The following is a 21,605-nucleotide window of genomic DNA, read 5'->3' as shown; positions in this document are numbered from 1 at the left end:
GGACTTGGCGGCGGCGGGACTAGAGCCGGGCGACGTAGACCGAGTTGGTCGACACTCCCCCGGTGATCGGGTTGTCGAAGCTCACCAACTCGCCCGCGACGTGTGGGAACACCTCCGCCAGCAGCGCCAGGAATCCCTCCTCGGGCGGGTCGTCCGACCAGAGCGCGAACACCCCGCCGGGGTGGAGGTGTCGAGCCAGCAGGCGCAGCCCGTCGGCGGTGTAGAAGTCGGCGTGCGTCGAGTCGAGCCGGTGGGTCGGCGTGTGGTCGATGTCGACCAGGATCGCGTGGAACCTCGGGGCGTCGGTCGCGCGCTCGCGGCGCGCGAGGTCGAAGAAGTCGTCGACGACGAGACTCGTGCGGTCGTCATCGACGAGGGTGTTCGAGACCGGCAGCAGTCGGCGCTGGTGCCAGCCGACCACCTCGCCAAGCGCATCCACCACCGTCAGCGAGCGCACCCGCGAATCGACCAGCGCGGTGACCGCGGTATAGCCGAGTCCGAGGCCGCCGACCAGCACGTCGAGCGCGTCACCCGACACCGCGGCGAGGCCGAGGGTGGCGAGCTCTTCTTCCGCCACCGTGAACAGGCTCGACATCAGGTACTCGTCGTTCAGCTTCACCTCGAAGACCTCGACCCCGAGGTGCGGGTCGTGTCGACGGCGCAACGAGATCTCACCCATCGGGGTCGTCTGGAAGTCGAGCTCTTCGAAGCCGATGCGCGCCATGCCCGAAGGCTAGTGGCCTCGCTCGGGCCGTGCCTCAGGCCCGCGGCGTAAGTCGGAAGATCCGCAGCTCGCGCCCCGCCTTCCGCTCGTAGTCGCGGTAGCCCGGCCAGTTCTGCTCCAACTGTCGCCAGACCGCTTCGCGCTCGCCGGATGCAATCGGCTCGGCGTGCACCCGCACACGGCGTCCGCCGACGGTGACCGCCACATCCGGATGCGCGAGCAGGTTCGCCGTCCACGCCGGGTGCCGCTCTCGGGCGAAGTTGCTGCCGACCACCAGCATCCGCTCGCCGTCGGGACAGTACATGAGCGGCACCCCGCGCGGCTCACCCGTGCGCGCCCCGACCGTGTGAAGCACGAGCGAGGGCACGGCCAGATCGCTCAGCGGGGCGCGGTTCCGCGTCAGCGCGCGGTGGACGCGCTCGAGACCGGGCATGATCGCCGGACCGATGCGGCGGAAGAGCCGCGTGCGGGAGAGCGCTGCAATCGGCGGACGCAGGGCGCGAGGCAGTCTCATGGGCCGATTCTGCCGGACCGGTCACGCCGCGTCGCGCCTCACCAGGTCGAGTCGCCGCGGATCACCACATCGGATCCGCCGTCGATGAACACGACCTGGCCGCACAGGTGCGCGTTCTCCTCGCTCGTGAGCCAGGCCAGCAGATAGCCGACATCGCGCGGCGCGAAGATGCCATTCAGCGGCATCGGCACCATCTGCAGGATCGCCTCGCGCGCCTCCGCCGTCGAGGTGAACTGCTCGGTCATCGGCGTCTCGACGACACCGGGGGCGACGGCGTTCAGCGGGATGCCCGCCCCGGCCCACTCAGGCGTGGCGGCATGATTGCGGATCCACCGCGACAGCGCCGCCTTGGTGGTGCCGTAGATCAGGTTGGCGGCGTCACCGCCGGCGGCCTCCAGTTCGGCACCGCGGTGCAGCGCCGCGGCCTCGTCTCCCCCGAGCAGCGCGGTGAGCAGGGCCTCGTCCGGCGGGAAGAGCGACGCCATCGACACGGTGGCGACGGCGCGCGGCGCCTCCGAGCCGGCCAGCAGCGGCCGCAGGCCTTCGAGGGTCGCAACGGCGCCGAAGTAGTTGACGGCGACGGTGCGCGCGGTCGGGGTGGCGAGCCCCGCGTTGGCGATGATCGCGTCGATCGATCCGCCGGAATGCTCGGTGACCGCCGAGATCATCTCGGCACGTCCGTCGGCGGTGGTCAGGTCGACGTTCACGTCGGACCCGGCGATGTCGACCCCGATGACGCGATGGCCGCGCTCGATCAACAGATCGGCGGTGGCCTTGCCGATGCCGCTCGCGGCACCGGTGATGACGTAGGTGCGAGACATGGAAACCCTGCCTTCCTGAAGCGGGGCGTCGTTGCCCCGTACTCCTCAGCGTGCGCTTCGGCACGCGGAAGCGATAGGGCGAAGGTCCCGCGGGCTCAGTCGCGCGCCGCGTCCCACCAGTCGAGCGCGCGCGTGGCGTAGAAGGTCAGCCACTTCGACGGCTCACCCGCTGCCACGTCGACTTCGAACCACACGCGCCCCGGATGCCGCCGCGCCTGAAGCCAGGTCCCATCGGGCTGCCGCTGACTGCGGATCACGCCCACCGCCTCGGCAAGGCGCGGATCTGGATCCGTGCCCTCGTACAGCGACGCAGAACGAAAGTGGTCAACGGCGCGGAGCACGCTGTAGAACCAGCGATACGGGTACGCGAAGCGCGTCAGCCGGGGTGCGATGAGCTCGCCGGTCGAGACCCGGAACATCAGCCGACGCTCGAGCAGGTATTCCTCGCCGCGGTGACGCGCGGCGCGCAGCGTCTCGTCGCCGCCGCGGCCCTGCTCGACGTCGAGCAGCATGATGAGCGCGTTGAGCGTGGAGTCGACCGACGAGACGGCGGCACCCTCGACCCACTCGCAGTTCCAGCCACCGTCGGCAAGCTGGTGTTCGAGGAACCAGTCGACGAGCGGATCCATGTCGACGCCCAGCCAGCGGCCGTTCAGCACCGTGGCGGCGTTGATGCAGCAGTCGACCTCGCCGTCCCAATAGGGCAGGTCGTCGTACTCCCAGCGGCTGTGCGCGGCGAGCTTCTCGGCGGTTCCGGCGAGCACATCGGGGTCGAGCCCCCACTCGCGCAGGGCGCTCAGCGACCATGAGGTGGCGGTGAACGGCTGCCCCGCGTCGGCGGCGGCCTCGGGGCCATCGAGGTCGAAGTCGGCGGGGAAGAACGCGCCGCCCGCCCACTGGCCGTCGGCGTCCTGTCGAGATCGCAGGTCAGCGCCGAATCCTTCAGTAGCCACGCGGGCGCGCGTCGCGCGCCAGACCGCATCGGGGGCGCCGAGCAGATCGCGCTCCACCTGCCACCGCAGGGCGGGGTCGGAGTCGCGCATCCACTCGATCAACGCCGCATCGCTCATGCGGCGAGTGTAGGAGTGGCGTACGACTCGCCGCTACATGCCGGGAAGCGGCTGCACCTCGTGCACCTCGAGGCTCGCGCCCGGGAAGTTCAGGTGCGGGTGGTTCTTGGTGAATGCCAGCGCCTCCTCCATGGTGGCCGCCTCGACGAAGGAATAGCCGGAGACGTCGAGCGAGCTGTCGGAGGTGGCGCCGCCGGGCGCGACATGCACGCCGCCGCCGAGGGGTGAACCGAAATCGGTCAGGTGCGAGCCGAGGCCCTCGCCCCAGGCCATCCAGGCCTTCATCTCGGCGTCCATGTCGACGTCGGGCGGAGCCTCCTCCATCGACGGATTCGAAGGCGAGTGGTAGATGATCAGGAATTTCGACATCGTCGTCTCTTCTCTGTTGACCCCGCCTTCATGCTCCGCTTGTCCATCGGAGACCGCAACATAGACAGATCTCTCTACCCCGGCCATACCGCCAGCGCAGTACCGAACTGACTCCACGCGGATGACGCGCGCCGGTACCGATCCGATGAGACTGGGGACCTCGAACGCCCGATGCCGCGTGGCAGAAATCCGGAGATTTGATGACCAGCCCCCTCCTTCACGTCGAGGACGTACGCAAGACGTACGGCCGCGGCCAGAACCGCTTCGATGCACTCAAAGGGGTGAGCTTCGACATCCGAGAAGGAGAGTCGATTGCGATCCTCGGCAAGAGCGGCTCGGGCAAATCGACACTGATGCACATCCTGGCGCTGCTCGATGCCCCGACCTCCGGTGTGATCACCCTCGACGGTGTCGACACCCGAACCCTCCGCGGCTCGCGCTTGAACCGCACCCGCAACAAGACCTTCGGCTTCGTGTTCCAGCAGTTCTTCCTGAACGCCAACAGCACGGTGCTCAAGAACGTGATCCTGCCGATGAAGATCGCCGGAGTCGGCGCCGCCGAGCGCAAGCGCCGTGGCTTCGCCGCACTCGAACAGCTGGAGCTCGCCGACAAGGCGAAGAACAAGGCGAGCGACCTCTCCGGCGGCCAGAAGCAGCGCGCCGTGATCGCGCGCGCGCTCGTCAACAACCCGCGCATCGTCTTCGCCGACGAACCGACCGGAAACCTGGACTCGGTCACCGGTGCCGTTGTCGAGGAGCTGCTGTTCAGCCTCAACCGCGAGCACGGAATCACCCTCATCATCGTCACCCACGACGAGGAGCTGGCGGCGCGCTGCGACCGTCAGCTGCGCATCCGCGACGGACTGCTCGTCGACGACACGACGGCGGTGGCCGCATGAAGACCGGCGACCTGATCAGTTCCGCAGTGTCGAACACGTTCCGCTCGAAGACGCGCACCCTGTTGACGATCCTTTCGATCTTCATCGGCGCCTTCACCCTGGCCATCACCAGCGGGCTCGGAACGGGCATCAACGCCTACATCGACGACGTCGTGAGCGGCGTCGGCGCCTCCGACGCGATGACGGTCACCAAGGTCAGTGAGGATGCGGCGGACCGGTTCTTCGCCGGCGATGACACCCCCGCCGAGTACGACCCCGAGGCCGTGTCGAGCGGCGCAACCGGCGGTCCCGGCGGGACCGTGATCGCACTGACGCCCGACGACATCGAGGAGCTGCGCGCCATCGACGGCGTCGTGCGCGCGGAGGCAGATCGCACGATCAGCCCCGACTTCGTGCAGTTCGACGACGGCACCCAGTTCGTCGCCAGCGTCGGCAGCCTGGTTGCCGGGCAGACGACCGTGCTCGCGGAGGGCGTCGAACCGGATGACTCAGCAGCCGAGCTGCAGGTCGCGCTCCCGCAGGCCTACGTCGAGCCGCTCGGCTTCGACGACGGGGCAGAAGCGATCGGACAGACGGTCACCCTCGGCATCACCGACGCGCTTCGCGAGAGTCATCTCATTCAGGCGACCATCGTCGGCGTCACCGAGGAGGCGCTGGCCTCGCCGACAGGGTCGAGCATCCTCATCAATGACGCCCTCAGCGACGCGCTGTTCGAGGCGCAGAGCACCGGGCTGACCGAGGAGGAGGCCGAGCGCTACGTGCAGGCGAGCGTGTGGTTCGACGCCGAGGCGACGCCCGAGGAGGTGGATGCGCTGAAGGAGGCGCTTGCCGACGCCGGCTACACCGGCACGACGGTCGCCGACACCCTCGGCACCGTCACGAGTGTGATCGACGGCATCGTGCTGGTGTTGAACGCCTTCGCGATCATCGCGCTGCTGGCGGCCGCGTTCGGCATCGTCAACACGTTATTCATGTCGGTGCAGGAGCGCACCCGTGAGATCGGACTGATGAAGGCGATGGGCATGGGCAGCCGCCGCGTCTTTGCGATGTTCAGCCTCGAAGCCACCTTCATCGGGTTCCTCGGCAGCGCGATCGGCGCGGTCGCGGCGATCGGGGCGGGCACCGCGCTCAGCTCGGTGCTGGCGCGCACGCTGCTGACGGATCTGCCCGGCCTCAACCTCGTCGCCTTCGACCCGGTGTCGATCGCCAGCATCATCCTGCTGGTCATGGCGATCGCGTTCCTGGCCGGTACCCTCCCCGCGGCTCGCGCCGCACGAGCCGATCCGGTCACCTCGCTGCGCTACGAGTAGGCCGCTCGAGTCGGGGTGTCGGGCGTTCTCGCCCGGCACCCCACCCGCCTGTTCCGCAGGTCAGCCGTTCTTCGCCGCCGCTTTGGCCGCCTTCTTGTTGGCGCGCACCTTCTCGAGGCTGTCACGGTCGACGATGTCGGCCACCGAGCGCAGCGAGCCAGCCTCCCCATAGGGGCCTGCCGCCTCACGCCAGCCGGGCGCCGTCAGCCCGTACTGCTTGCCGAGCAGTGCGACGAAGATGCGGGCCTTCTGCTCGCCGAACCCGGGGAGCGCCTTCAGGCGCTTCAGCACCGTCGCACCGTCGGGCTCGCCGCGGGACCAGAGCGCCGCTGCCTCGCCGTCCCACTCGTCGACGAGCGTCGTGCAGAGCTTCTGAATGCGCGCCGCCATCGAGCCGGGGAATCGGTGCACCGCGGGCGTCTCGGCGCAGAGTGCGACGAAGGCGTCCGGATCGTGCGCGGCGATGGTCGCGGCATCGAAGCGCCGACCGGATGCCGCCAGCCGCTGGGTGATCTTGTGCGGTCCCGCGAACGCGGTCTCGAGCGCGACCTGCTGGTCGAGCAGCATGCCCACCAGCAGCGCGAGCGGGTCGGAAGAGAGCAGTTCGTCGGCGGCGGCATCGCCGGTGATGTGAATCGCGGGGGTCATGCCCCCATGGTGCCACCCGAACTCGTGAGCGGGTCGAGTAGCGCGCAGCGCGTATCGAGACCCCCCACGCGCAGCCGAGCCGGTCGAGTAGCGCGCAGCGCGTATCGAGACCCCCACGCGCAGCCGAGCCGGTCGAGTAGCGCGCAGCGCGTATCGAGGCCCCCGCGCTTACCCTGAAGAGATGACCGCGCACGAACGACGGGGTTACACGGCGGCGCAGATCCGCGCCGCCGAACGCCCGCTGCTGGAGGCGGGAGTGCCGCTGATGCGCCGCGCGGCGGCCGGGCTTGCGGCCGAGGTGACGCGCCTGCTGGCCGAGCGCGCGCCCGATCGCGCGGCGCGCGTGGTGCTGCTCGTCGGCGCGGGCGACAACGGCGGCGACACGCTCTTCGCAGGCGCCGAGCTCGCGGGCGCAGGCGCCCGGGTCGTCGCGGTGCCGACCGGATCGCGCGTGCACGAGGCGGGCGCCGCGGCGGCCCGCGCGGCCGGTGTCGAGCTGGTGAGCGACGCCGAGGCCGATGCGCGGCTGGCGCAGCTGGTCGGCTCCGCCGACGTCCTGCTCGACGGGATCCTCGGCATCGGCGGTGCGGGCTCCCCGGCGCTGCGCGGTCGCGCCCGGGAGGTGGTGGCGCGCATCCGACCGCTGCTCGAGGCGGAGACCGCCCCGCTGGTGGTCGCGGTGGATCTGCCGAGCGGCATCGACGCCGACAACGGCAGCCTGCCCGACCCGACGGTGCTGCCCGCCGATGTGACGGTCACCTTCGGCGCGCTCAAGGCGGGCCTGCTGCACTCCCCCGGCGCCGAGCTCGCGGGCGACGTGATCCTCATCGACATCGGCCTCGACCTGGGCGGCCGGTCGATTAGCGCACAGCGCGTATCGACACCAGCCGACGTAGGCCGGTCGAGTAGCGCGCAGCGCGTATCGAGACCCGCACCCCCGCCCCCGACGCGCATCCACGCCCGCATCCACGGCATCGTGCAGGGCGTCGGCTTCCGCTGGGCGACCAGGGCCGAGGCCGAGCGTCTCGGCCTCGCAGGCTGGGTGCGCAACCGACCCGACGGCTCGGTCGAGTGCGAGGTGGAGGGTGCCCCCGACACGGTCGAGCGCCTGCTCGACTGGCTGCGCGTCGGCCCGTTCGGCGCGCGCGTCGACCGCCTCGACGAGCACGCGGTCGAGCCGACCGGGGTGACCGGTTTCGAGATCCGGCGCGACTGAGGCGCGCCACCCCACCCGACGAGGAGGTCGAACATGACGGCGGAGTTCCGCGATCGCGTCGAGGCCGGCCGACGACTCGCCGCACGGCTGGCCGAACGGGAGTTCGACGATCCGGTGGTGCTGGGCCTTCCGCGCGGCGGGGTGCCGGTGGCCGCCGAGGTCGCCGCGGCGCTCGGCGCCCCACTCGATGTGATCATCGTGCGCAAGCTCGGCGTGCCGTATTCGCCCGAGGTGGCGATGGGCGCTATCGGCGAGGGCGGAGTGCGGCTGCTGGATGCCGACCTGGTCCGGCGCGCCGGCGTCACCGATGCGGATGTGGCCGCCGTCGAGCGCGCCGAGCGCCGCACCCTCGACACCCGCGCCGAGCGGATCCGCGGCGAGTTCGGCCAGGTCGACCTCGTGGGTCGCACCGCGATCATCGTCGATGACGGCGTCGCGACCGGTGCCAGCGCCTCCGCCGCGTGCCAGGTGGCCCGCGCACACGGCGCCCAGCGGGTGATCCTCGCCGTGCCGGTCGGCGGGCCGGATGCGACCGCGCTTGTGCGGGGCGCCGACGAGGTGGTCTACCTCATCCAGCCCCGCGACTTCCACGCGGTGGGTGCGCACTACCGCGAGTTCGGCGCGACGACCGACGCCGAGGTGACCGCGCTGCTTCGGGCGGCGCGCGACCGCGGCGACGCCAGCCCGGACCGCTAGGCGCACTCGGGCCGAGCCGCCCCGTGGGAGACTGCGGGCGTGGATGACTTTCTCGACTCGCTGGCGCGCACCGACCCCGTCGAGATCTCGCCGACGCTGCTGATCGTGCTGGTCGCGGCCGCGGCGGTGCTCAGCATCCCGCAGCCGATCTGGCGGTGGTTCGGGCTCTTCACCACCCTCGTGCACGAGCTGGGGCACGCCGTCGGTGCCATCCTGACCGGACGCTTCGTGCGCGGCGTGAAGATCCGGATGAACCATTCGGGTGAAGCCATGAGCAGCGGGCGCGGCAAGCTGGGCGCCGTCATCAGCGGCTCCCTCGGCTACCCGGCACCGGCGATCGTCGGCGCCGTGCAGCTGTGGTGCGTCACCCAGGGCTACACGGCGCTCGCGCTCGTCGTGGGCGGCGCCATCCTGGTGCTCACGCTGCTGGTGATCCGCAACCTGGTCGGCTTCCTGGTGGTTGCCGTGTCGGCCGCGGCGAGCGTCGCGCTGTGGCTGTGGGCGACGCCCACCCAGCAGAGCTACGCGCTGCTGGTGATCGCGATCGCTCTGCTGGTGGGCAGCGTGCGCGGCTTCGCCGCCGTGATCGCCGTGCACACCCGCGGCCGCACCCGGCTGACCTCCTCGGATGCCTACCTGCTATCTCGCCGCACCGGAGTCCCGTCGGTCTTCTGGCTGCTGCTGTTCACCGCGCTGATCGGCGCGAGCGTGGTGTGGGCGGTCACGGCGGTGCTGGAGGCGTACTAGCGCCCCCGGTCTCAGCTGTAGCGGTAGAAGCCCTCGCCGGTGGCGACGCCGAGCTTGCCCTGATCGATGTAGTCGCGCTTGACGAGCTCCGCGAACTTCTTCGAGGTCTCGTCGCCCATCACCGAGACGTTGTACGCGGTGGTCAGGCCGACGACGTCGAAGATCTGGAACGGCCCCAGCGGCGCGCCCGTGCCGATGCGCCAGGTGGCGTCGATCGTCTCGGGCTCGGCGACCTCGTTGACGAGCAGCGCCGACGCCGCGTTGAGCAGCGGCACGAGCAGCGAGTTCAGCACGTAGCCGGGCTGCTCCTTCTTGAGCGGGATCGGAACCATGCCCTGCTCCGTCGCGAACTCGACGACCGTGTCGAACACGGCCGCGTCGGTCTTCGAGGTGCCCATGATCTCGGCGGTGTTCATCGCCCAGATCCGGTTGGCGTAGTGCAGCGCGAGGAACTTCTCGGGCCGTCCGGTGGCCTCCATGAAGGAGCTCGGCAGCAGCGTCGAGGTGTTGGTGGCGAAGATCGTCTTCTCCGGCGCGAGCTCGCCGACCTTCGTCCAGGTGTCGGTCTTGATGGCCGGGTTCTCCGGCACGGCCTCGATGACGAGGTCGGCGTCCTTCACCGCGTCGGCGAGATCGCTGGTGACGGTGATGCGCTCGAGCGCAGCGGCGGACGTGCCGTCCTTGGCGCCGTCGACTTCGGCGTCGTACGTCGCGGCGAGCCCCGCGAAGCGGGTGTGGGCGGCGGCGACGGCGGCATCATCGATGTCCCACGCGGTGACCTCGAAGCCGTGGAAGGCGGTCTGGTACGCGATCTGGGAGCCGAGCACGCCGGTGCCGAGAACGGTGACCTTCTTGATGGCGGTCATGGGTTTGTCCTTTCAGGGGGTGTTGTCAGGTATCCGCGCAGGATGATCTCCGCCTGCGCTCGGATGTCAGCAAGGAAGTTGGCGCGACGTCGTTCGTCGCGCTCGGCGCCGAGCACCTCGAGGTGGATGGCGGCGTAGATCGCTCGCGCGGCCGGTTCTGCCGCGGGCGCCGGGCCGGGGCCCTGCCACGCCTCGGTGAGGATGCTCGCCACCTCATCCACGATCTGCTGCACCATGTGCAGCGCGATGTCGCGCTGGTCGCCGCTGGCGGAGCCGTCGACGACGCGGCGCTGATAGGCGGCGAGGTTCGGCAGGCTCCAGCCGTCGCCGACCACGGGCGCGATGAGCGCCTGGAGTCGGTCCAGCGGCGTCGCCTCGTTCGCCGCCGCGGCGATGCCGCGGTCGATCGCCCGCGCGAGGCTCTCGTTGCCGACCATGATGAACAGCTCGGCCTTGGTGGCGGCGTAGCGGAACAGCGTCGCGTGCGACACGTCGGCGCGGTCGGCGATCTCCGCCGTCGTGGCCGCGGCTTCGCCCTTCTCGGCGAAGACGGCGCGGGCGGAATCGAGGATGCGGGTCAGCTTCTCGACCTTGTTGCGCTCGCGGCGACCGAGTTCCGACATCCTTGCCTCCTTACGGACTGCACTTATTTATGAGTGTACTCCGTTTTGCGGGCCGGCGCCGGGTCGCGTCAGGTCCCATCGGATCAGGCCGGGCCAGGTCGCGCTACGACGAGGCGAGCGCCTCAAGGGTCTGCTCGCGGGCGAGACTGCGGTCGACCGGGTCACCTTCGCGAGCCCCCGCCGTCGGCGAGACCATCACCTCGTCGACGCCGAAGCGCTCCGCGAGCGCGCGCACCGCCGCGGCCACTGGCGCCGGTGCATCGACCACCCACCGTCCGCGCATCGCGGCAATCAGCTCGTGCTGCGCGGGGCTGATCTCGGCGCGCGCGGCCTGCTCGACCGTGTCGAGCACCGTGAGCGGCTGCCCGGAGCGCATCCGCGCCATGTTGAGCAGGCTCGGCAGCGCCCGCGCCTCCGCCTCCTCGCGGGTCTCCCCCACGACCACGTTGACGGTGACGAAGGTGCGCGGCGCGGCCGCGTGCTCGCTCGGCTGGAACCCGGTGCGGTAGAGGTCGAGCGCGCGCTCGGTGCCCTCGCCCGAGAAGTGGTGGGCGAAGACGTAGGGCAGCCCGAGCCTCGCGGCCAGCTGAGCCGAGAAGTCGCTCGAGCCGAGCAGCCACACCTCGGGAACGCCCGCCGCCGCCGGAGTGGCGCGCACCGTGTAGTCGCGCTCGCCGAGCTGCAGCGAGGCGCCATCGCGGCGCAGCAGGGCGAGGATGTCGTTGACGTGCGAGGGGAACCGGTCGGCGTCGCTCGTCGGTCCGCTCGAGCGCAGCAGCGCCGTGATCACCGGGTCGCTGCCCGGCGCGCGCCCGAGCCCCAGGTCGATGCGTCCCGGGGCCGCCGCCTCGAGGGCGGCGAACTGCTCGGCGACGACGAACGGCGCGTGGTTCGGCAGCATGACGCCGCCGGATCCGAGTCGGATGCTCCGGGTGCGCCCCGCCGCGAGCGCGATCAGCACCGGCGGCGTCGTCGAGGCGACCGCGGGCATGTTGTGGTGCTCGGCGAACCAGTAGCGGCGATATCCGAGCTCGTCGGCGCGCTGGGCGAGCCGGAGCGAGGCGCCGACCGCGTCGGCGGAGGTCTGGCCGCGCCGCACGGGCACGAGGTCGAGCACAGAGAGGGCGGGTGCGGCAGTCATCCTCCGGCGCAACGCCAGCCCCTAGTCGGGTATTCCCGGCTGGGGTGCCGGGTCGCCGAGAGCGGCCGCGAAGAAGCGCTCGATGCGCCGCCACGCGTCGGCCGCCGCCTCCGGGTTCGGGCCGAGCCCGAGGAATCGCGTGAACAGCAGGCGCGCCGCGAGCGGACCGGAGTCGGCGTCGTTGAGGAACGCGTGCCCGGCCTCCGGGTATTCCTTCACGTCGTGCGGCACGTCGAGCCGCTCAAGCGACGCCTCGAGCCGGTCGGCGGCGCCCCGCAGCGACCCGTCGCGGCCGCCGAAGCTGGCGACGATCGGGCACGCCCCGCGCAGGTCGTCGTCGAGGTTCGCCGGCAGCATCCCGTAGTTGGCCGACGCGACGTCGAAGCCGCGACCGCTGGCGGCGGCGAGCGCGAACCCGCCGCCCATGCAGAAGCCGAGGACGCCCACCCGGCCCGTGCAGTCCTCGCGCGCGAGCAGCCACTCGCGTGCGCGCTCGATGTCGACGAAGGCGCGACCCTCCCCCGCGCGCAGCGCCCGAAACGTCGACACCAGGCAGCGGCGCGCGCCGCCCTCGGCGAACAGGTCGGGCATGAGCACCAGGTAGCCGGCCGAGGTCAGCCGTTCGACCTGGCGTCGCATCACATCGTTGATGCCGTAGGCCTCGTGCACCATGACGACGGCGGGCCATGGGCCCGCGCCGTCGGGGACGCCGAGCACCGCGGTCAGTCCGCGACTGCCCCCGGCTCGTTCGGGGAGGTCGATCTCGCTGAGCGCCGCGGGCATGCTGAGAGCGTAGGCGAGTCAGCGCATCCGGAACAGACGAAACGGGCCGCCACCCGAAGGTGACGGCCCGTCTGGCAAGAAGTTCGCGGAATCTATCGACGCAGACCCAGGCGCTCGATCAGCGAGCGGTAGCGCTCGATGTCGATGTCCTGGAGGTAGCCGAGCATGCGGCGACGCTGACCGACGAGGAGCAGCAGGCCACGACGCGAGTGGTGGTCGTGCTTGTGCTCCTTGAGGTGCTCGGTGAGGTCCTTGATGCGCTTGGTCATGAGAGCGACCTGCACTTCGGGGGATCCCGTGTCACCGGGCTGCGTTGCATACTCTTCGATGATCGCCTTCTTGGTCTCGTTGTCGAGTGCCATAGATGGGACCCCTTCCTCTCGTTGCGCGGCGCCCCTCACCTGATGTGTGGGCTCTCTTCATCCGCGGCCGTTCTGACGGCAACCTTGAAAGTTTAGCAGAGCGCAGAGGCCATCCCCCGCCGAATCTAGATCCGCGCGACCCGGCGCAAGCTCCCCCGCGGCTTGGGCGAGTCGGTGAGCGACTCGACCGCCGCCTCCGGGGCCGCCGCGACCGCCTCCGCGCCGTGGGTGAGTGCCCCGCTGAGCCTCCCGGCGAGCGCACGACCCGACGCCGGCAGGTCGAAGCCGGGCGGGTCGGTGGGGTCGATGTGCAGCTCGGCGCGGCCGCGGCGGTATGAGCTCAGGAACTCGGGCAGGGTCGCCATGAGCGCGCGGTAGCGCACCCAGCGGTGGTTCGCCCAGCCGTCGAAGCCCCGGTAGTGCGGCTTCGTGAACTGGTCGATCAGCGCCGAGGCCGCCGCCTCGCCGCGCCGGGCCAGGCGCTCGATCGCGTCATCCGACATGTTCAGGTTCAGGCCGCCCTGATCGCTGGTCTGCAGCACCCGCACGATGCGGTCGCGGTAGCCGGGCATCGTCACGTAGGAGTTGTCCTGCCAGTTGCGCGAGGTGTCGAGCATGGTGCCCGCGAAATCGACGAGCGCCCCCACGCCCTCCTCGGCGATCGGCTGATACGGCGGCTGGATGCCGCTGGAGTTGCGGGTCGCGAACACGATGTTCTCGGACTCGTCCGTCGGATGCTGGTCGGCGTCGCTGCGGAACGAGCCGAGATTGATGGCGAAAGTCGGCCTCGTCGGCAGCGGCGCCTCGAACAGATGCAGCGGAAAGTTGCTGCACATGCCGCCGTCGGTGAACCAGAGCTTCTCGAACTGCAGCTTCTCGCCGCGACGCCGGCGCACCGCGTGCAGCGGGATCGCCGAGATCAGCAGCGGGAAGCTCAGCGACATGCGCACCGCCACGATCACCGGCAGGTCGCGGGCCTCCGGCAGACGCACCAGCCCGTGCTCGGCGGCCGCCTGGTTCTCGCGACGGCCCTTCGCCGCCGTCGCGCCCTCCTCCGCCTCGGCGCAGACCGCGGGCGCCGCCAGCAGCGAATCCATGACGTTCGGCGGGAACAGCGTCGCCCACTCCTTCGGGTCGAAGAAGAAGTTGGAGCCCTCGAGCGGCATCTCGTAGGGCCGCCCGCGGCTGAGACACGTCGTGATCAGGCGCAGATCGATGTCCCGCGCCCGACGGTCGTGGGCGGCCGCCTCGTCGTCGCCCCAGAGCTGCCCGAAGGTGAGCGGAGGGCCGCCCGCGGGCAGGCCCGCGACCTCGTCGATGAGATCGGAGAGCCAGTCGGTGAAGCCGGGGCCGCCGGCCTCGGCGCCGAGGCCGCGACAGATGCCGAACAGGTTCTGCGGCACCGCCACCGTCAGCAGGTCAACGAGCCGGAACGCGAGCGCCAGCGCCCAGCCGACCACCACGAGCGCCAGCGCGGCGAGCGCCAGCGCCGTGCCGGGCGCCACCTGGAACCACTGCTCGCCGAGTACGGCAACCACCACGCCCGCGACGCCGAGCACGAACAGCAGGACGCCCGCGAGCGCCCCCAGCGCGCTGCGGCCCGGAAAGCGCGCCACCAGCGCGCCCACCGCGGCCCGCGTCTTCGCCGCCCCGCCTGGCCTGGCCCGCAGCACCGCGAACAGCACCCGCAGCAGCGGCTCGGTGCTGGGCTGTGCCTGGAACAGCGCCTCGAGCCGACCGCCCCGCAGTCGCTCCGGGATCTCGGTCAGGGTGCGGAAGCCGCCGGTCTCGCGCCCGAACTCGGCCGCCCCCGCCAGCGCCGCGCCGATCGCGCCCGCCGAAGATCCCCCGACGCCGCGCAGGCGGTACTCCTCGGCGAATCTGGCGATCGCGAGCGGGTAGACGACCCCCGAGGTGATGCCGCCCTTCATCACCAGGTCGCACTGTCGCGGCGGGTCCGCCCAGCGATCCGCGCCCGCCCTGTCGAACGTCTCTCCCCGTGTGCGCGCCATCGGCCCGACCTCCCGCGTCGTCGTGGCGCCACCTTCGCATCCCCGCTCGCCAGCGTCAACGCTCACCGGCCGTCCGGCCCGACTCTCGGCCGCACCGCGTGCCAAGCTGGACGGGTGACCCCGCCCGTCGACCCGCCCGCTCAGCTGCGCATCCGCGTCAAGCCGGGCAGTCGCAAAGGACCGCTCATCGAGACGGATGCCGAGGGCACCCTGGTCGTCTTCGTGCGCGAGCGTGCCGTCGACGGCGCCGCAAACACCGCGGTCGAAAAAGCCCTCGCCGCACACTTCGGCGTCGCCCCCTCCCGCGTGGAGATCACGCGCGGCCACGGTGCTCGGTTCAAGACCGTGCGCATCGGCTGACACTCACGCGCGTGCCTACTCGGCCCCTGCCCCGTCGCTGGAGGCCGCGACGTTGAAGTTGTCGCGGAACACGTTCTCCGGATCCCACTCCGCCTTCAGCGCACGCAGCCTCGCCAGCGTCTGCGGAGACCAGGCGCGCCCGAGCCGTGCCGGGTCGAGGCTCGAGTCGAAGTTGAGATACGAGCCCGACAGCAGCGGCCCGATCCGCCGCCACTCCGCGTCAAGCGCCCGCTCGTCGCTGCCCTGCGCCACGATCGACACCGTCGCCGAGCGCCCCGAGTAGGCGGTCGCGTCGCTCGCCACGTCGGAGACCGCCCCGCCGAGCGAGCGCAGCTGAACGAAGTGGCTCGCCCCCTTCTCCAGCAGCCGCACCGTTCGCGTGGCCAGCTGGATCCCGAACGTGTCGGCGAGACCCGAGCGCGACACGGGCTCCCCGTGCTCGTCGTGCGGGGCGTGCTCGACCAGCGTCGCGACCACCTCCTCGTAGGGCGCCATCTGCACCTGCTGGCCCACGATCGGCGCCAGACCGGCGAACGGCCGCAGCCGTTCGATCACGACCCCGGAATCGGCGGTGTCGACCACCGCCAACAGGCGCACGATGTGCGGCTGCCCCGGGCTCGACGGCGTCAGCACCAGCGAAGAGGTGACGTCGCGGGAGGTCACCACCATCGCCGCGGCCCAGTTGACCAGGAACCCGGCAACACCGCCGGGCGCCGCGGACGCCTCGAACGCCAGCTGCGCCCAGCCGACATGCGGCTGCACCGGATGCGCCTCGAACTCGAACGCCGTCGCCACACCGAAGTTCGCGCCCGCCCCGCGCATCGCCCAGAACAGCTCGGGATTCTCGTCCGCGCTGGCGCGAACCAGCTGCCCGGACGCGGTCACCAGCTCGACCGCCCGCAGATGGTCGATGGTGAGTCCGTGCTCGCGGGCGAACCATCCGAAGCCGCCCGCCGTCGCCAGCCCGCCGACTCCGACCGCGCCGTGGTCGCCCGACGTGAGCGCCCAGCCGTAGGGCGCGAGGACGGCGGAGACATCCTTCCACCGTGCGCCCGGACCGACCCGCACGCGCCTGCTCTCCTCGTCGAGCACCGTGATCTCGGCGACGTGCGACATGTCGATGACGATGCCGCCGACGTTGGTCGAGCGTCCGCTCACCCCGTGGCCGCCGCTGCGTACGCCGAGCGGCACCGGCTGCTGGCGCGCGAAGGCGATCGCGTCCGCGACCTGCTCCACGGTGCGCGGGGTCACGACGAGCCCCGGCGCACCGCCGCGGTTGTAGGTGTTGCGCACCGCCGCATAGCCCGGATCCCCCGGCTCGATCGCCTCGGAGGCGAGCGAGGCGGGCAGCGCGTCGTAGTCGATGCCGAGGGTCCGTTGGGCGCGGGCGGCCCTGCCCCGCCCGCGGTCGGAGCCCCTGCCGCTTTCGCCCCGCGCCGCGGTCACGGCGACGCGAAGCGCCGGCATCACCTCGAGCGCGAAGGCCTCCATCATCGCCGGGTCGTCGGTCGCCAGGATGAACGTCGAGATGCCGTCGCGCACCGCCAGCGGCAGCAGGTCCTCGACCCACCTCTCCGCGGGCCCGTGGAACGGCTCAGTGCCCGTCGCTGAGATGTCGCCGCCGACATTGAGCATGCGACGGATCGCGCGAGGGTCGCGGCCTGCCTCGAACGCGGCCTCATCGATGACGGTGTTCGCCCGGGCTAGATCGCCCGGCTCGAGGCCGAACAGCGAGGGCAGCCAGCCGTCGGCGAGGCGCCCCACGAGACGAAGCATGCGCGGCTTGTAGCCGCCGACCCAAATCGGGATGTCGTGCGCGGGCCGCGGGCCGCGCTTCGCGCCGTCGACCCGATAGTGCGTGCCCTCGATGCGCAGACGATGGCGATCGTCGACGTCCCAGAGACCCCGAATGATGCCGACCGCCTCGTCGAGCGCCTCGATGCTCTCGCCCGGCGTGCGACGCGGCCCACCCATCGCGACAATCGCGTCCCAGAATCCGCCGGCGCCGAGCCCGAGCGCCACCCGTCCGTCCGAGAGCAGGTCGAGGCTCGCCGCCGCGCGAGCGAGCACGGCGGGCGGGCGCAGCGGGAGGTTGTGCACATTCGCCGAGATCTGCACGCGCGAGGTGTGCGCCGCCACCCAGGTCATGAGCGTCCAGGTGTCGAAGAACGCCGGCTGGTACGGGTGATCCTGAAAGCTCACCAAGTCGAACCCGAGCTCCTCGGAGCGCTGCGCCAGCCGGAGCGCGCCGTCGGTCGGCGACACGTTCGGGGTGATGAACGTGCCGAACGACAACTCGTGGCCGTAGTCGGGCATGACCCCCACTGTCCTCCGATGCGTCGTGCTTCGCTACCCGCCGCGTACGCTGGGCACATGAGCCCCCGGTACCGGAACGAGCCCATCTACACCGCCGCCATCGGCGCCGGTCGGCTGATGTTCGGAGCTCTGCGGGTCAAGCGCGACGTGCGCGGCGCCGAGAACCTGCCGGAGGACGGCGGAGCGGTGATCGCGATCACCCACTTCGGATTTCTCGAGTTCGCGCTCGTCGAGTGGGTGCTCTGGCTGCACAACCGGCGTCGAATCCGCTTCATGGCGAAGAAGGGCGCGTTCCGCGGCTGGCCTCTCGGGTTCTGGATGCGCAACATGAAGCACATCCCGGTCGACCGCGCGGCGGGCGCGAGTGCCTACGACGCGGCCATCACGGCGCTGCGCGAGGGCGAACTGATCGGCGTCTTCCCGGAGGGGACGATCAGCCGGAGCTTCGAGGTGCAGAACCTCAAGACCGGTGCCGCCCGACTGGCACAGGAGGCCGGTGTTCCGATCATCCCGATCGCCGTCTGGGGCGGGCACCGCATCCTCACCAAGCAGGCGAAGGGACGCCGCCGCGACCGCTTCGGCGTGCCCGTCCATGTGCTGGTGGGTGAGCCGATCACGGTCGCGGCGGGCGCTGATGTCACCGAGGCGACGGATGCGCTGCGCGCCACCCTGCAGCGGCTCACCGACGACCTCCAGTCGAACTACCCCGTCGACGGCATGGGTCAGTGGTGGCAGCCGGCGCGCCTCGGCGGCACCGCGCCGACGGTCGCCGAGACCGAGCACGAGCAGCGCGGCTCGCGTCGGCCCGACGAGATCGCCGGCTAGCTGGCCGGCCCCCCGCCCGTCTCGTCCGGGTAGTGGAACACCTCATCGAGCGGCACCTCGAAGGCGCGCGCGATCTGGAAGGCGACCTCCAGCGACGGCGAGTACTTGGCCTGCTCGATCGCAATGATGGTCTGCCGCGTCACCCCGACCCGGTCGGCGAGCTCCGACTGAGTCATCTCGCCGTGAGCGAACCGGAGCGCCCGGATCGAGTTGGTGACCTGGGTCGACTTCATGCGCGCAGACCCCAGCGGTAGGCCGACAGCTTGTAGACGCCGCCGAAGATCGCCGAGGCGTAGAAGCCGAGGAAGATCACGTTGGCGATCCAGAAGTGCTCGAACTCGAACCACGCGAAGACGAGGGCGGCGAGCGCCCCGGCGACGATGAGCCAGCGCGCGGCGAGCTCTCCCGCCTTGTTGATGGCACGATCCCGCTCATCGCTGACCTCCATCGCGCGGCGCACGTTCACCTCGGCCGTCTTCGGGTCGCGCACTCCCATGACGACCGCGGTGATGACGGCGACGGCGACCGTGAGCACGATGGTGCCGATGATCGAGCCGACGATGACGATCAGCATCGGGGTGATGTAGTCGGCCGCCGCGAGCGGACCGCCCGCCGCGTTTCCGATCACCATCGCGAAGTAGACGGCGTAGCCGACGACGGCCACGACCAGAGCGATCCAGGCGTTGCGCTGTTCCGCAACCATGATGTGTCCTCCATGTTCTCAGTGTGTAAAAGAGGTTTGACGTCTTGAAGGTACACATTCTTCGACACCGTGTCAATTTTCTTTGACACGGTGTCGAATGCAGCGGACATGCCTTGACGCGCACTGAACGCGCGTTTAGCATGTTGAACATGCGTTCAGCACTGGATCGGCGGCAGGAAGACCGCACGACGCGGGCGCGTATCCGCGACGCCGCCATCGCGCTGTTCGGGCGCGACGGCGTCGACCGCACGAGCGTGCGCGCGATCGCGACCGAAGCGGGAGTGAGCCCCGCGCTCGTCATCCACCACTTCGGGTCGAAGGAGAGCCTGCGCGATGCCTGCGATCAGGTCATCATCGCCGAGCTGTTCGAGCGCAAATCCGCCACCGACGCCTCACAGCTGAGCGAGCAGCTGCAGCGCTGGCTCGCCCACATCGACCAGTACCGCCCGTGGCTCGACTACCTCGCCCGCATGCTCACCGACGGCTCCCCCGCCGCCGACCGTCTCTTCGACGAACTGCTCGTCTCGACCCGCGCCATGCTCGACACGCACACTGACGCGGGCATGATGCGGCCGAGCGACGACCCCGAGGCGCGTGCCGCCCTGATCGCTCTCTCCGGGCTCTCCTCGCTGCTGATGGCGAAACAGCTCAGCCGCGTCTTCGGCGAGGACTACTTCGGTGACGCGATGGTGCGCCGGATGACCATCCCCACGCTCGAGCTCTACACGCACGGCCTGTACACCGACGACCGCTTCCTCGTGGCGGCCCAGAGCGCACTCGCCTCCACCGACTCCGCCGGCCCTGACCTGCCCGCCCCCTCCGAGGGAGAACTCGCATGAATCCCGCGATCGAGACCACCGCTCTCACCAAGACGTTCGGCTCCGTGACCGCCGTGCACGATCTGAACATCCGCGTCGAGCGCGGCACCGTCTACGGCCTGATCGGCCCGAACGGCGCCGGCAAGACCACCACGCTGCGCATGCTCCTCGACATCATCCGACCCAGCTCCGGGTCGGCGCGGGTGCTCGGTGTCGACCCGAGCGCGGGCGGAGCCGGCCAGCGCCGCCGCATCGGGTTCATCCCCGGTGAGCTCAGGCTGGGAGGCCGGGTCAAGGGCCTGGCCATGCTGAAGCACTTCGCCGACATCAGCGGCCCCGTCGCCCCTGGCGCCATCGAAGAGCTCGCCGAGCGCCTCAACTTCGACCTCACCCGCCCCGTGCGGACGCTCTCGAAGGGCAACAAGCAGAAGATCGGGCTGATCCAGGCCTTCATGCACCGCCCCGAGCTTCTCGTGCTCGACGAGCCGACCAGCGGCCTCGACCCGCTCGTCCAACGCGAGTTCCTGCAGCTGCTGCGGGAGGCACGCGACGGGGGCCAGACGGTCCTGCTCAGCTCCCACGTGCTGAGCGAGATCCAGCAGGCCGCCGACCAGGTCGCCGTGCTCGCCGACGGCCGCCTCGTCGCCGAGGGCGACGTGGCGTCGCTGCGACTCAACGCGATCCGTCGCCTCAACGCGGGCATCGCCGACTCCCCCGCCGCAGAGATCCGAGCCGCGCTGGCGCGCATCGAGCATCTGCGCGAGGTGGATGTCGTCGACGGCCCCACGGTGCGCGTGCACGCCACCGTCAACGGCAGCATCGACGAGGTCGTGAAGATGCTCGCGCGCTACCGCCTCACCGACCTGACGGTCGAGGAGCCGGACCTCGAGGAGTCAGTGCTCGATCTCTACGGACGACAGGAGGTCAGCTCATGACCCGCACCGAGACCCCCGCCCCGGCTCACGCCTCCGCGCCTCGAGTTCGGCGACTGCCGCTGCCGATCTTCCGCCGACTCGTCGTCGACACCTGGCGCGGCACCCTCGGCTGGACGGCCGGCGTCAGCGCCGCCCTGTTCCTGTACCTGCCGCTGTACCCGGCGATCGGCAACGACCAGATGGCCGCGGTGCTCGAGAGCATGCCGGAAGAGCTCATCAAGACCCTCGGCTACGAGAACCTCACCAGCGGCGCCGGCTACGCGCAGGCCACGATCTTCGGACTCATCGTCTTCGCCCTGCTCACCATCGCCGCCACCGCGTGGTCGTCGTCGGCGATCGCCGGGGCGGAGGAGAGCGGCCGGCTGGAGCTCACCCTCGCGCACGGCGTCGGGCGCATCCAGTTCGCGCTGGAATCCACGCTCGCGGTCGTGGTGCGCGTGACCTGGCTCGTCGCCTACACCGGGGTCGTCACTGCCCTGCTCAACGAGCCCTCCGAGCTCGGTCTCGAGGTCAGCGGCATCGTCGCGGCCTGCCTCGCCCTGCTCGGCCTGACGCTGCTGACCGCGAGCATCGGACTCCTCGCGGGAGCGCTCACCGGAACCCGGGCGATCGCCACCGGCGCTGCGGCCGGCATCGCGATCGCCGGGTACGTCCTGAACGCCGTCGGCAACCAGAACGCCGATGTCGAGTGGCTTCAGCGCTTCTCGCCCTACGACTGGGCCTACGGCAGCAATCCGCTCTCCGAGGGCATCGACCTCGGCGGTCTCGCCCTGCTCTGGGGAATCGCCGCCCTCGCGATCGGGGGCGCGGTGGTCGCACTCGACCGCCGCGATGTGACCGGCTGAGT

At 70.8% G+C, this 21,605-nt stretch carries 25 protein-coding genes; 10 read left to right on the top strand and 15 right to left on the bottom strand.

The window, feature by feature from the left end; translation table 11 throughout:
* Positions 1-19: 19 nt before the first annotated feature.
* From ACR3ZA_RS00690 to ACR3ZA_RS00670, 5 genes are all read right to left on the bottom strand, one after another.
* Entirely contained in the window at positions 20-724 is a 705-nt protein-coding gene (locus ACR3ZA_RS00690; protein WP_473659155.1) for a polyamine aminopropyltransferase, read from the bottom strand.
* A gap of 34 nt (positions 725-758) precedes the next feature.
* The gene (locus ACR3ZA_RS00685) at positions 759-1,238 is read right to left on the bottom strand and encodes a nitroreductase family deazaflavin-dependent oxidoreductase (RefSeq protein WP_473659153.1); all 480 of its coding nucleotides are present in this window, start codon (positions 1,236-1,238) and stop codon (positions 759-761) included.
* Between the two features lie 38 nt (positions 1,239-1,276).
* A complete protein-coding gene (locus tag ACR3ZA_RS00680) occupies positions 1,277-2,059 on the bottom strand; it encodes an SDR family oxidoreductase (RefSeq protein WP_473659151.1) in 783 nt (260 codons plus the stop codon).
* Positions 2,060-2,154: 95 nt separating this feature from the next.
* Positions 2,155-3,129, bottom strand: a complete 975-nt coding sequence (locus ACR3ZA_RS00675) for a prenyltransferase/squalene oxidase repeat-containing protein (RefSeq protein ID WP_473659149.1) — start codon at positions 3,127-3,129, stop codon at positions 2,155-2,157.
* Between the two features lie 33 nt (positions 3,130-3,162).
* On the bottom strand, positions 3,163-3,498 hold the full coding sequence (locus ACR3ZA_RS00670) for a YciI family protein (RefSeq protein ID WP_473659147.1): 336 nt from the start codon (positions 3,496-3,498) through the stop codon (positions 3,163-3,165).
* Between the two features lie 200 nt (positions 3,499-3,698).
* On the opposite strand from ACR3ZA_RS00670, the gene ACR3ZA_RS00665 reads away from it, so the two are divergent.
* Together ACR3ZA_RS00665 and ACR3ZA_RS00660 are read left to right on the top strand one after the other, a co-directional pair.
* Positions 3,699-4,397, top strand: a complete 699-nt coding sequence (locus tag ACR3ZA_RS00665) for an ATP-binding cassette domain-containing protein (protein ID WP_473659145.1) — start codon at positions 3,699-3,701, stop codon at positions 4,395-4,397.
* Positions 4,394-5,707: an FtsX-like permease family protein gene (locus ACR3ZA_RS00660; RefSeq protein WP_473659143.1), complete on the top strand. Its 1,314-nt coding sequence runs from the start codon at positions 4,394-4,396 to the stop codon at positions 5,705-5,707. Before ACR3ZA_RS00665 ends, ACR3ZA_RS00660 begins: the two co-directional genes overlap by 4 nt.
* Positions 5,708-5,767: 60 nt before the next feature.
* Here ACR3ZA_RS00660 and ACR3ZA_RS00655 read toward each other — a convergent pair whose 3' ends face one another.
* Positions 5,768-6,355, bottom strand: a complete 588-nt coding sequence (locus ACR3ZA_RS00655) for an HhH-GPD-type base excision DNA repair protein (protein WP_473659141.1) — start codon at positions 6,353-6,355, stop codon at positions 5,768-5,770.
* Positions 6,356-6,536: 181 nt separating this feature from the next.
* Here ACR3ZA_RS00655 and ACR3ZA_RS00650 point away from each other — a divergent pair, with 181 nt between their 5' ends.
* Genes ACR3ZA_RS00650 through ACR3ZA_RS00640 form a run of 3 tightly spaced genes read left to right on the top strand, consistent with a single transcriptional unit; the run spans position 6,537 to position 9,014 of the window.
* Complete coding sequence (locus ACR3ZA_RS00650; RefSeq protein ID WP_473659139.1) at positions 6,537-7,571, top strand: NAD(P)H-hydrate epimerase; 1,035 nt, start codon at positions 6,537-6,539, stop codon at positions 7,569-7,571.
* Positions 7,572-7,604: 33 nt separating this feature from the next.
* Positions 7,605-8,267, top strand: coding sequence for a phosphoribosyltransferase family protein (locus ACR3ZA_RS00645; RefSeq protein ID WP_473659136.1), 663 nt, complete (start codon positions 7,605-7,607; stop codon positions 8,265-8,267).
* A gap of 39 nt (positions 8,268-8,306) precedes the next feature.
* The gene (locus ACR3ZA_RS00640; RefSeq protein ID WP_473659134.1) at positions 8,307-9,014 is read left to right on the top strand and encodes a M50 family metallopeptidase; all 708 of its coding nucleotides are present in this window, start codon (positions 8,307-8,309) and stop codon (positions 9,012-9,014) included.
* A gap of 11 nt (positions 9,015-9,025) precedes the next feature.
* Here ACR3ZA_RS00640 and ACR3ZA_RS00635 read toward each other — a convergent pair whose 3' ends face one another.
* The 6 genes from ACR3ZA_RS00635 to ACR3ZA_RS00610 form a co-directional block, all read right to left on the bottom strand.
* On the bottom strand, positions 9,026-9,880 hold the full coding sequence (locus ACR3ZA_RS00635; protein WP_473659132.1) for a 3-hydroxyacyl-CoA dehydrogenase: 855 nt from the start codon (positions 9,878-9,880) through the stop codon (positions 9,026-9,028).
* On the bottom strand, positions 9,877-10,503 hold the full coding sequence (locus ACR3ZA_RS00630; RefSeq protein ID WP_473659130.1) for a TetR family transcriptional regulator: 627 nt from the start codon (positions 10,501-10,503) through the stop codon (positions 9,877-9,879). The genes ACR3ZA_RS00635 and ACR3ZA_RS00630 overlap by 4 nt, the downstream gene beginning before the upstream one ends.
* Positions 10,504-10,606: 103 nt before the next feature.
* Entirely contained in the window at positions 10,607-11,644 is a 1,038-nt protein-coding gene (locus tag ACR3ZA_RS00625) for an MsnO8 family LLM class oxidoreductase (RefSeq protein ID WP_473659128.1), read from the bottom strand.
* A gap of 21 nt (positions 11,645-11,665) precedes the next feature.
* Complete coding sequence (locus ACR3ZA_RS00620) at positions 11,666-12,427, bottom strand: dienelactone hydrolase family protein (RefSeq protein ID WP_473659127.1); 762 nt, start codon at positions 12,425-12,427, stop codon at positions 11,666-11,668.
* Positions 12,428-12,519: 92 nt separating this feature from the next.
* Positions 12,520-12,789 (bottom strand): 30S ribosomal protein S15, encoded by a 270-nt coding sequence (gene rpsO, locus ACR3ZA_RS00615; RefSeq protein WP_294178546.1) that lies wholly within the window; start codon positions 12,787-12,789, stop codon positions 12,520-12,522.
* A gap of 125 nt (positions 12,790-12,914) precedes the next feature.
* Entirely contained in the window at positions 12,915-14,801 is a 1,887-nt protein-coding gene (locus ACR3ZA_RS00610; RefSeq protein WP_473659125.1) for a hypothetical protein, read from the bottom strand.
* Positions 14,802-14,915: 114 nt separating this feature from the next.
* Between ACR3ZA_RS00610 and ACR3ZA_RS00605 the strand changes: the two genes are divergently transcribed.
* Complete coding sequence (locus tag ACR3ZA_RS00605) at positions 14,916-15,161, top strand: DUF167 family protein (protein ID WP_473659123.1); 246 nt, start codon at positions 14,916-14,918, stop codon at positions 15,159-15,161.
* A gap of 15 nt (positions 15,162-15,176) precedes the next feature.
* Here the strand turns inward: ACR3ZA_RS00605 and ACR3ZA_RS00600 are convergent, their stop codons facing one another.
* Complete coding sequence (locus tag ACR3ZA_RS00600; RefSeq protein WP_473659121.1) at positions 15,177-17,477, bottom strand: LLM class flavin-dependent oxidoreductase; 2,301 nt, start codon at positions 17,475-17,477, stop codon at positions 15,177-15,179.
* A 57-nt stretch (positions 17,478-17,534) separates the two neighbouring features.
* On the opposite strand from ACR3ZA_RS00600, the gene ACR3ZA_RS00595 reads away from it, so the two are divergent.
* Positions 17,535-18,302: a 1-acyl-sn-glycerol-3-phosphate acyltransferase gene (locus ACR3ZA_RS00595; protein WP_473659118.1), complete on the top strand. Its 768-nt coding sequence runs from the start codon at positions 17,535-17,537 to the stop codon at positions 18,300-18,302.
* Here the strand turns inward: ACR3ZA_RS00595 and ACR3ZA_RS00590 are convergent.
* Positions 18,299-18,535 (bottom strand): helix-turn-helix domain-containing protein, encoded by a 237-nt coding sequence (locus ACR3ZA_RS00590; RefSeq protein ID WP_473659116.1) that lies wholly within the window; start codon positions 18,533-18,535, stop codon positions 18,299-18,301. The genes ACR3ZA_RS00595 and ACR3ZA_RS00590 overlap by 4 nt on opposite strands.
* Positions 18,532-19,005, bottom strand: coding sequence for a hypothetical protein (locus ACR3ZA_RS00585; RefSeq protein WP_473659114.1), 474 nt, complete (start codon positions 19,003-19,005; stop codon positions 18,532-18,534). The genes ACR3ZA_RS00590 and ACR3ZA_RS00585 overlap by 4 nt, the downstream gene beginning before the upstream one ends.
* Positions 19,006-19,154: 149 nt before the next feature.
* Between ACR3ZA_RS00585 and ACR3ZA_RS00580 the strand changes: the two genes are divergently transcribed.
* The 3 genes from ACR3ZA_RS00580 to ACR3ZA_RS00570 are packed head-to-tail and all read left to right on the top strand — an operon-like array spanning position 19,155 to position 21,603.
* Positions 19,155-19,844, top strand: a complete 690-nt coding sequence (locus tag ACR3ZA_RS00580) for a TetR family transcriptional regulator (RefSeq protein ID WP_473659112.1) — start codon at positions 19,155-19,157, stop codon at positions 19,842-19,844.
* A complete protein-coding gene (locus ACR3ZA_RS00575) occupies positions 19,841-20,758 on the top strand; it encodes an ATP-binding cassette domain-containing protein (RefSeq protein WP_473659110.1) in 918 nt (305 codons plus the stop codon). Before ACR3ZA_RS00580 ends, ACR3ZA_RS00575 begins: the two co-directional genes overlap by 4 nt.
* Positions 20,755-21,603 (top strand): ABC transporter permease, encoded by an 849-nt coding sequence (locus ACR3ZA_RS00570; protein WP_473659108.1) that lies wholly within the window; start codon positions 20,755-20,757, stop codon positions 21,601-21,603. The genes ACR3ZA_RS00575 and ACR3ZA_RS00570 overlap by 4 nt, the downstream gene beginning before the upstream one ends.
* The last annotated feature ends 2 nt before the right edge of the window (positions 21,604-21,605 follow it).

The sequence above is a fragment of the Herbiconiux sp. J20-20 genome, from assembly GCF_057365085.1.
This window is presented reverse-complemented; position numbering and strand designations above follow the sequence as displayed.

Bases quoted from the DNA above. Each gene is read 5' to 3' on its own strand.
- ACR3ZA_RS00690 (WP_473659155.1), bottom strand. From the start codon at position 724: ATGGCGCGCATCGGCTTCGAAGAGCTCGACTTCCAGACGACCCCGATG.
- ACR3ZA_RS00685 (WP_473659153.1), bottom strand. From the start codon at position 1,238: ATGAGACTGCCTCGCGCCCTGCGTCCGCCGATTGCAGCGCTCTCCCGC.
- ACR3ZA_RS00680 (WP_473659151.1), bottom strand. From the start codon at position 2,059: ATGTCTCGCACCTACGTCATCACCGGTGCCGCGAGCGGCATCGGCAAG.
- ACR3ZA_RS00675 (WP_473659149.1), bottom strand. From the start codon at position 3,129: ATGAGCGATGCGGCGTTGATCGAGTGGATGCGCGACTCCGACCCCGCC.
- ACR3ZA_RS00670 (WP_473659147.1), bottom strand. From the start codon at position 3,498: ATGTCGAAATTCCTGATCATCTACCACTCGCCTTCGAATCCGTCGATG.
- ACR3ZA_RS00665 (WP_473659145.1), top strand. From the start codon at position 3,699: ATGACCAGCCCCCTCCTTCACGTCGAGGACGTACGCAAGACGTACGGC.
- ACR3ZA_RS00660 (WP_473659143.1), top strand. From the start codon at position 4,394: ATGAAGACCGGCGACCTGATCAGTTCCGCAGTGTCGAACACGTTCCGC.
- ACR3ZA_RS00655 (WP_473659141.1), bottom strand. From the start codon at position 6,355: ATGACCCCCGCGATTCACATCACCGGCGATGCCGCCGCCGACGAACTG.
- ACR3ZA_RS00650 (WP_473659139.1), top strand. From the start codon at position 6,537: ATGACCGCGCACGAACGACGGGGTTACACGGCGGCGCAGATCCGCGCC.
- ACR3ZA_RS00645 (WP_473659136.1), top strand. From the start codon at position 7,605: ATGACGGCGGAGTTCCGCGATCGCGTCGAGGCCGGCCGACGACTCGCC.
- ACR3ZA_RS00635 (WP_473659132.1), bottom strand. From the start codon at position 9,880: ATGACCGCCATCAAGAAGGTCACCGTTCTCGGCACCGGCGTGCTCGGC.
- ACR3ZA_RS00630 (WP_473659130.1), bottom strand. From the start codon at position 10,503: ATGTCGGAACTCGGTCGCCGCGAGCGCAACAAGGTCGAGAAGCTGACC.
- ACR3ZA_RS00625 (WP_473659128.1), bottom strand. From the start codon at position 11,644: ATGACTGCCGCACCCGCCCTCTCTGTGCTCGACCTCGTGCCCGTGCGG.
- ACR3ZA_RS00620 (WP_473659127.1), bottom strand. From the start codon at position 12,427: ATGCCCGCGGCGCTCAGCGAGATCGACCTCCCCGAACGAGCCGGGGGC.
- rpsO (WP_294178546.1), bottom strand. From the start codon at position 12,789: ATGGCACTCGACAACGAGACCAAGAAGGCGATCATCGAAGAGTATGCA.
- ACR3ZA_RS00610 (WP_473659125.1), bottom strand. From the start codon at position 14,801: ATGGCGCGCACACGGGGAGAGACGTTCGACAGGGCGGGCGCGGATCGC.
- ACR3ZA_RS00600 (WP_473659121.1), bottom strand. From the start codon at position 17,477: ATGCCCGACTACGGCCACGAGTTGTCGTTCGGCACGTTCATCACCCCG.
- ACR3ZA_RS00595 (WP_473659118.1), top strand. From the start codon at position 17,535: ATGAGCCCCCGGTACCGGAACGAGCCCATCTACACCGCCGCCATCGGC.
- ACR3ZA_RS00590 (WP_473659116.1), bottom strand. From the start codon at position 18,535: ATGAAGTCGACCCAGGTCACCAACTCGATCCGGGCGCTCCGGTTCGCT.
- ACR3ZA_RS00585 (WP_473659114.1), bottom strand. From the start codon at position 19,005: ATGGTTGCGGAACAGCGCAACGCCTGGATCGCTCTGGTCGTGGCCGTC.
- ACR3ZA_RS00580 (WP_473659112.1), top strand. From the start codon at position 19,155: ATGCGTTCAGCACTGGATCGGCGGCAGGAAGACCGCACGACGCGGGCG.
- ACR3ZA_RS00575 (WP_473659110.1), top strand. From the start codon at position 19,841: ATGAATCCCGCGATCGAGACCACCGCTCTCACCAAGACGTTCGGCTCC.
- ACR3ZA_RS00570 (WP_473659108.1), top strand. From the start codon at position 20,755: ATGACCCGCACCGAGACCCCCGCCCCGGCTCACGCCTCCGCGCCTCGA.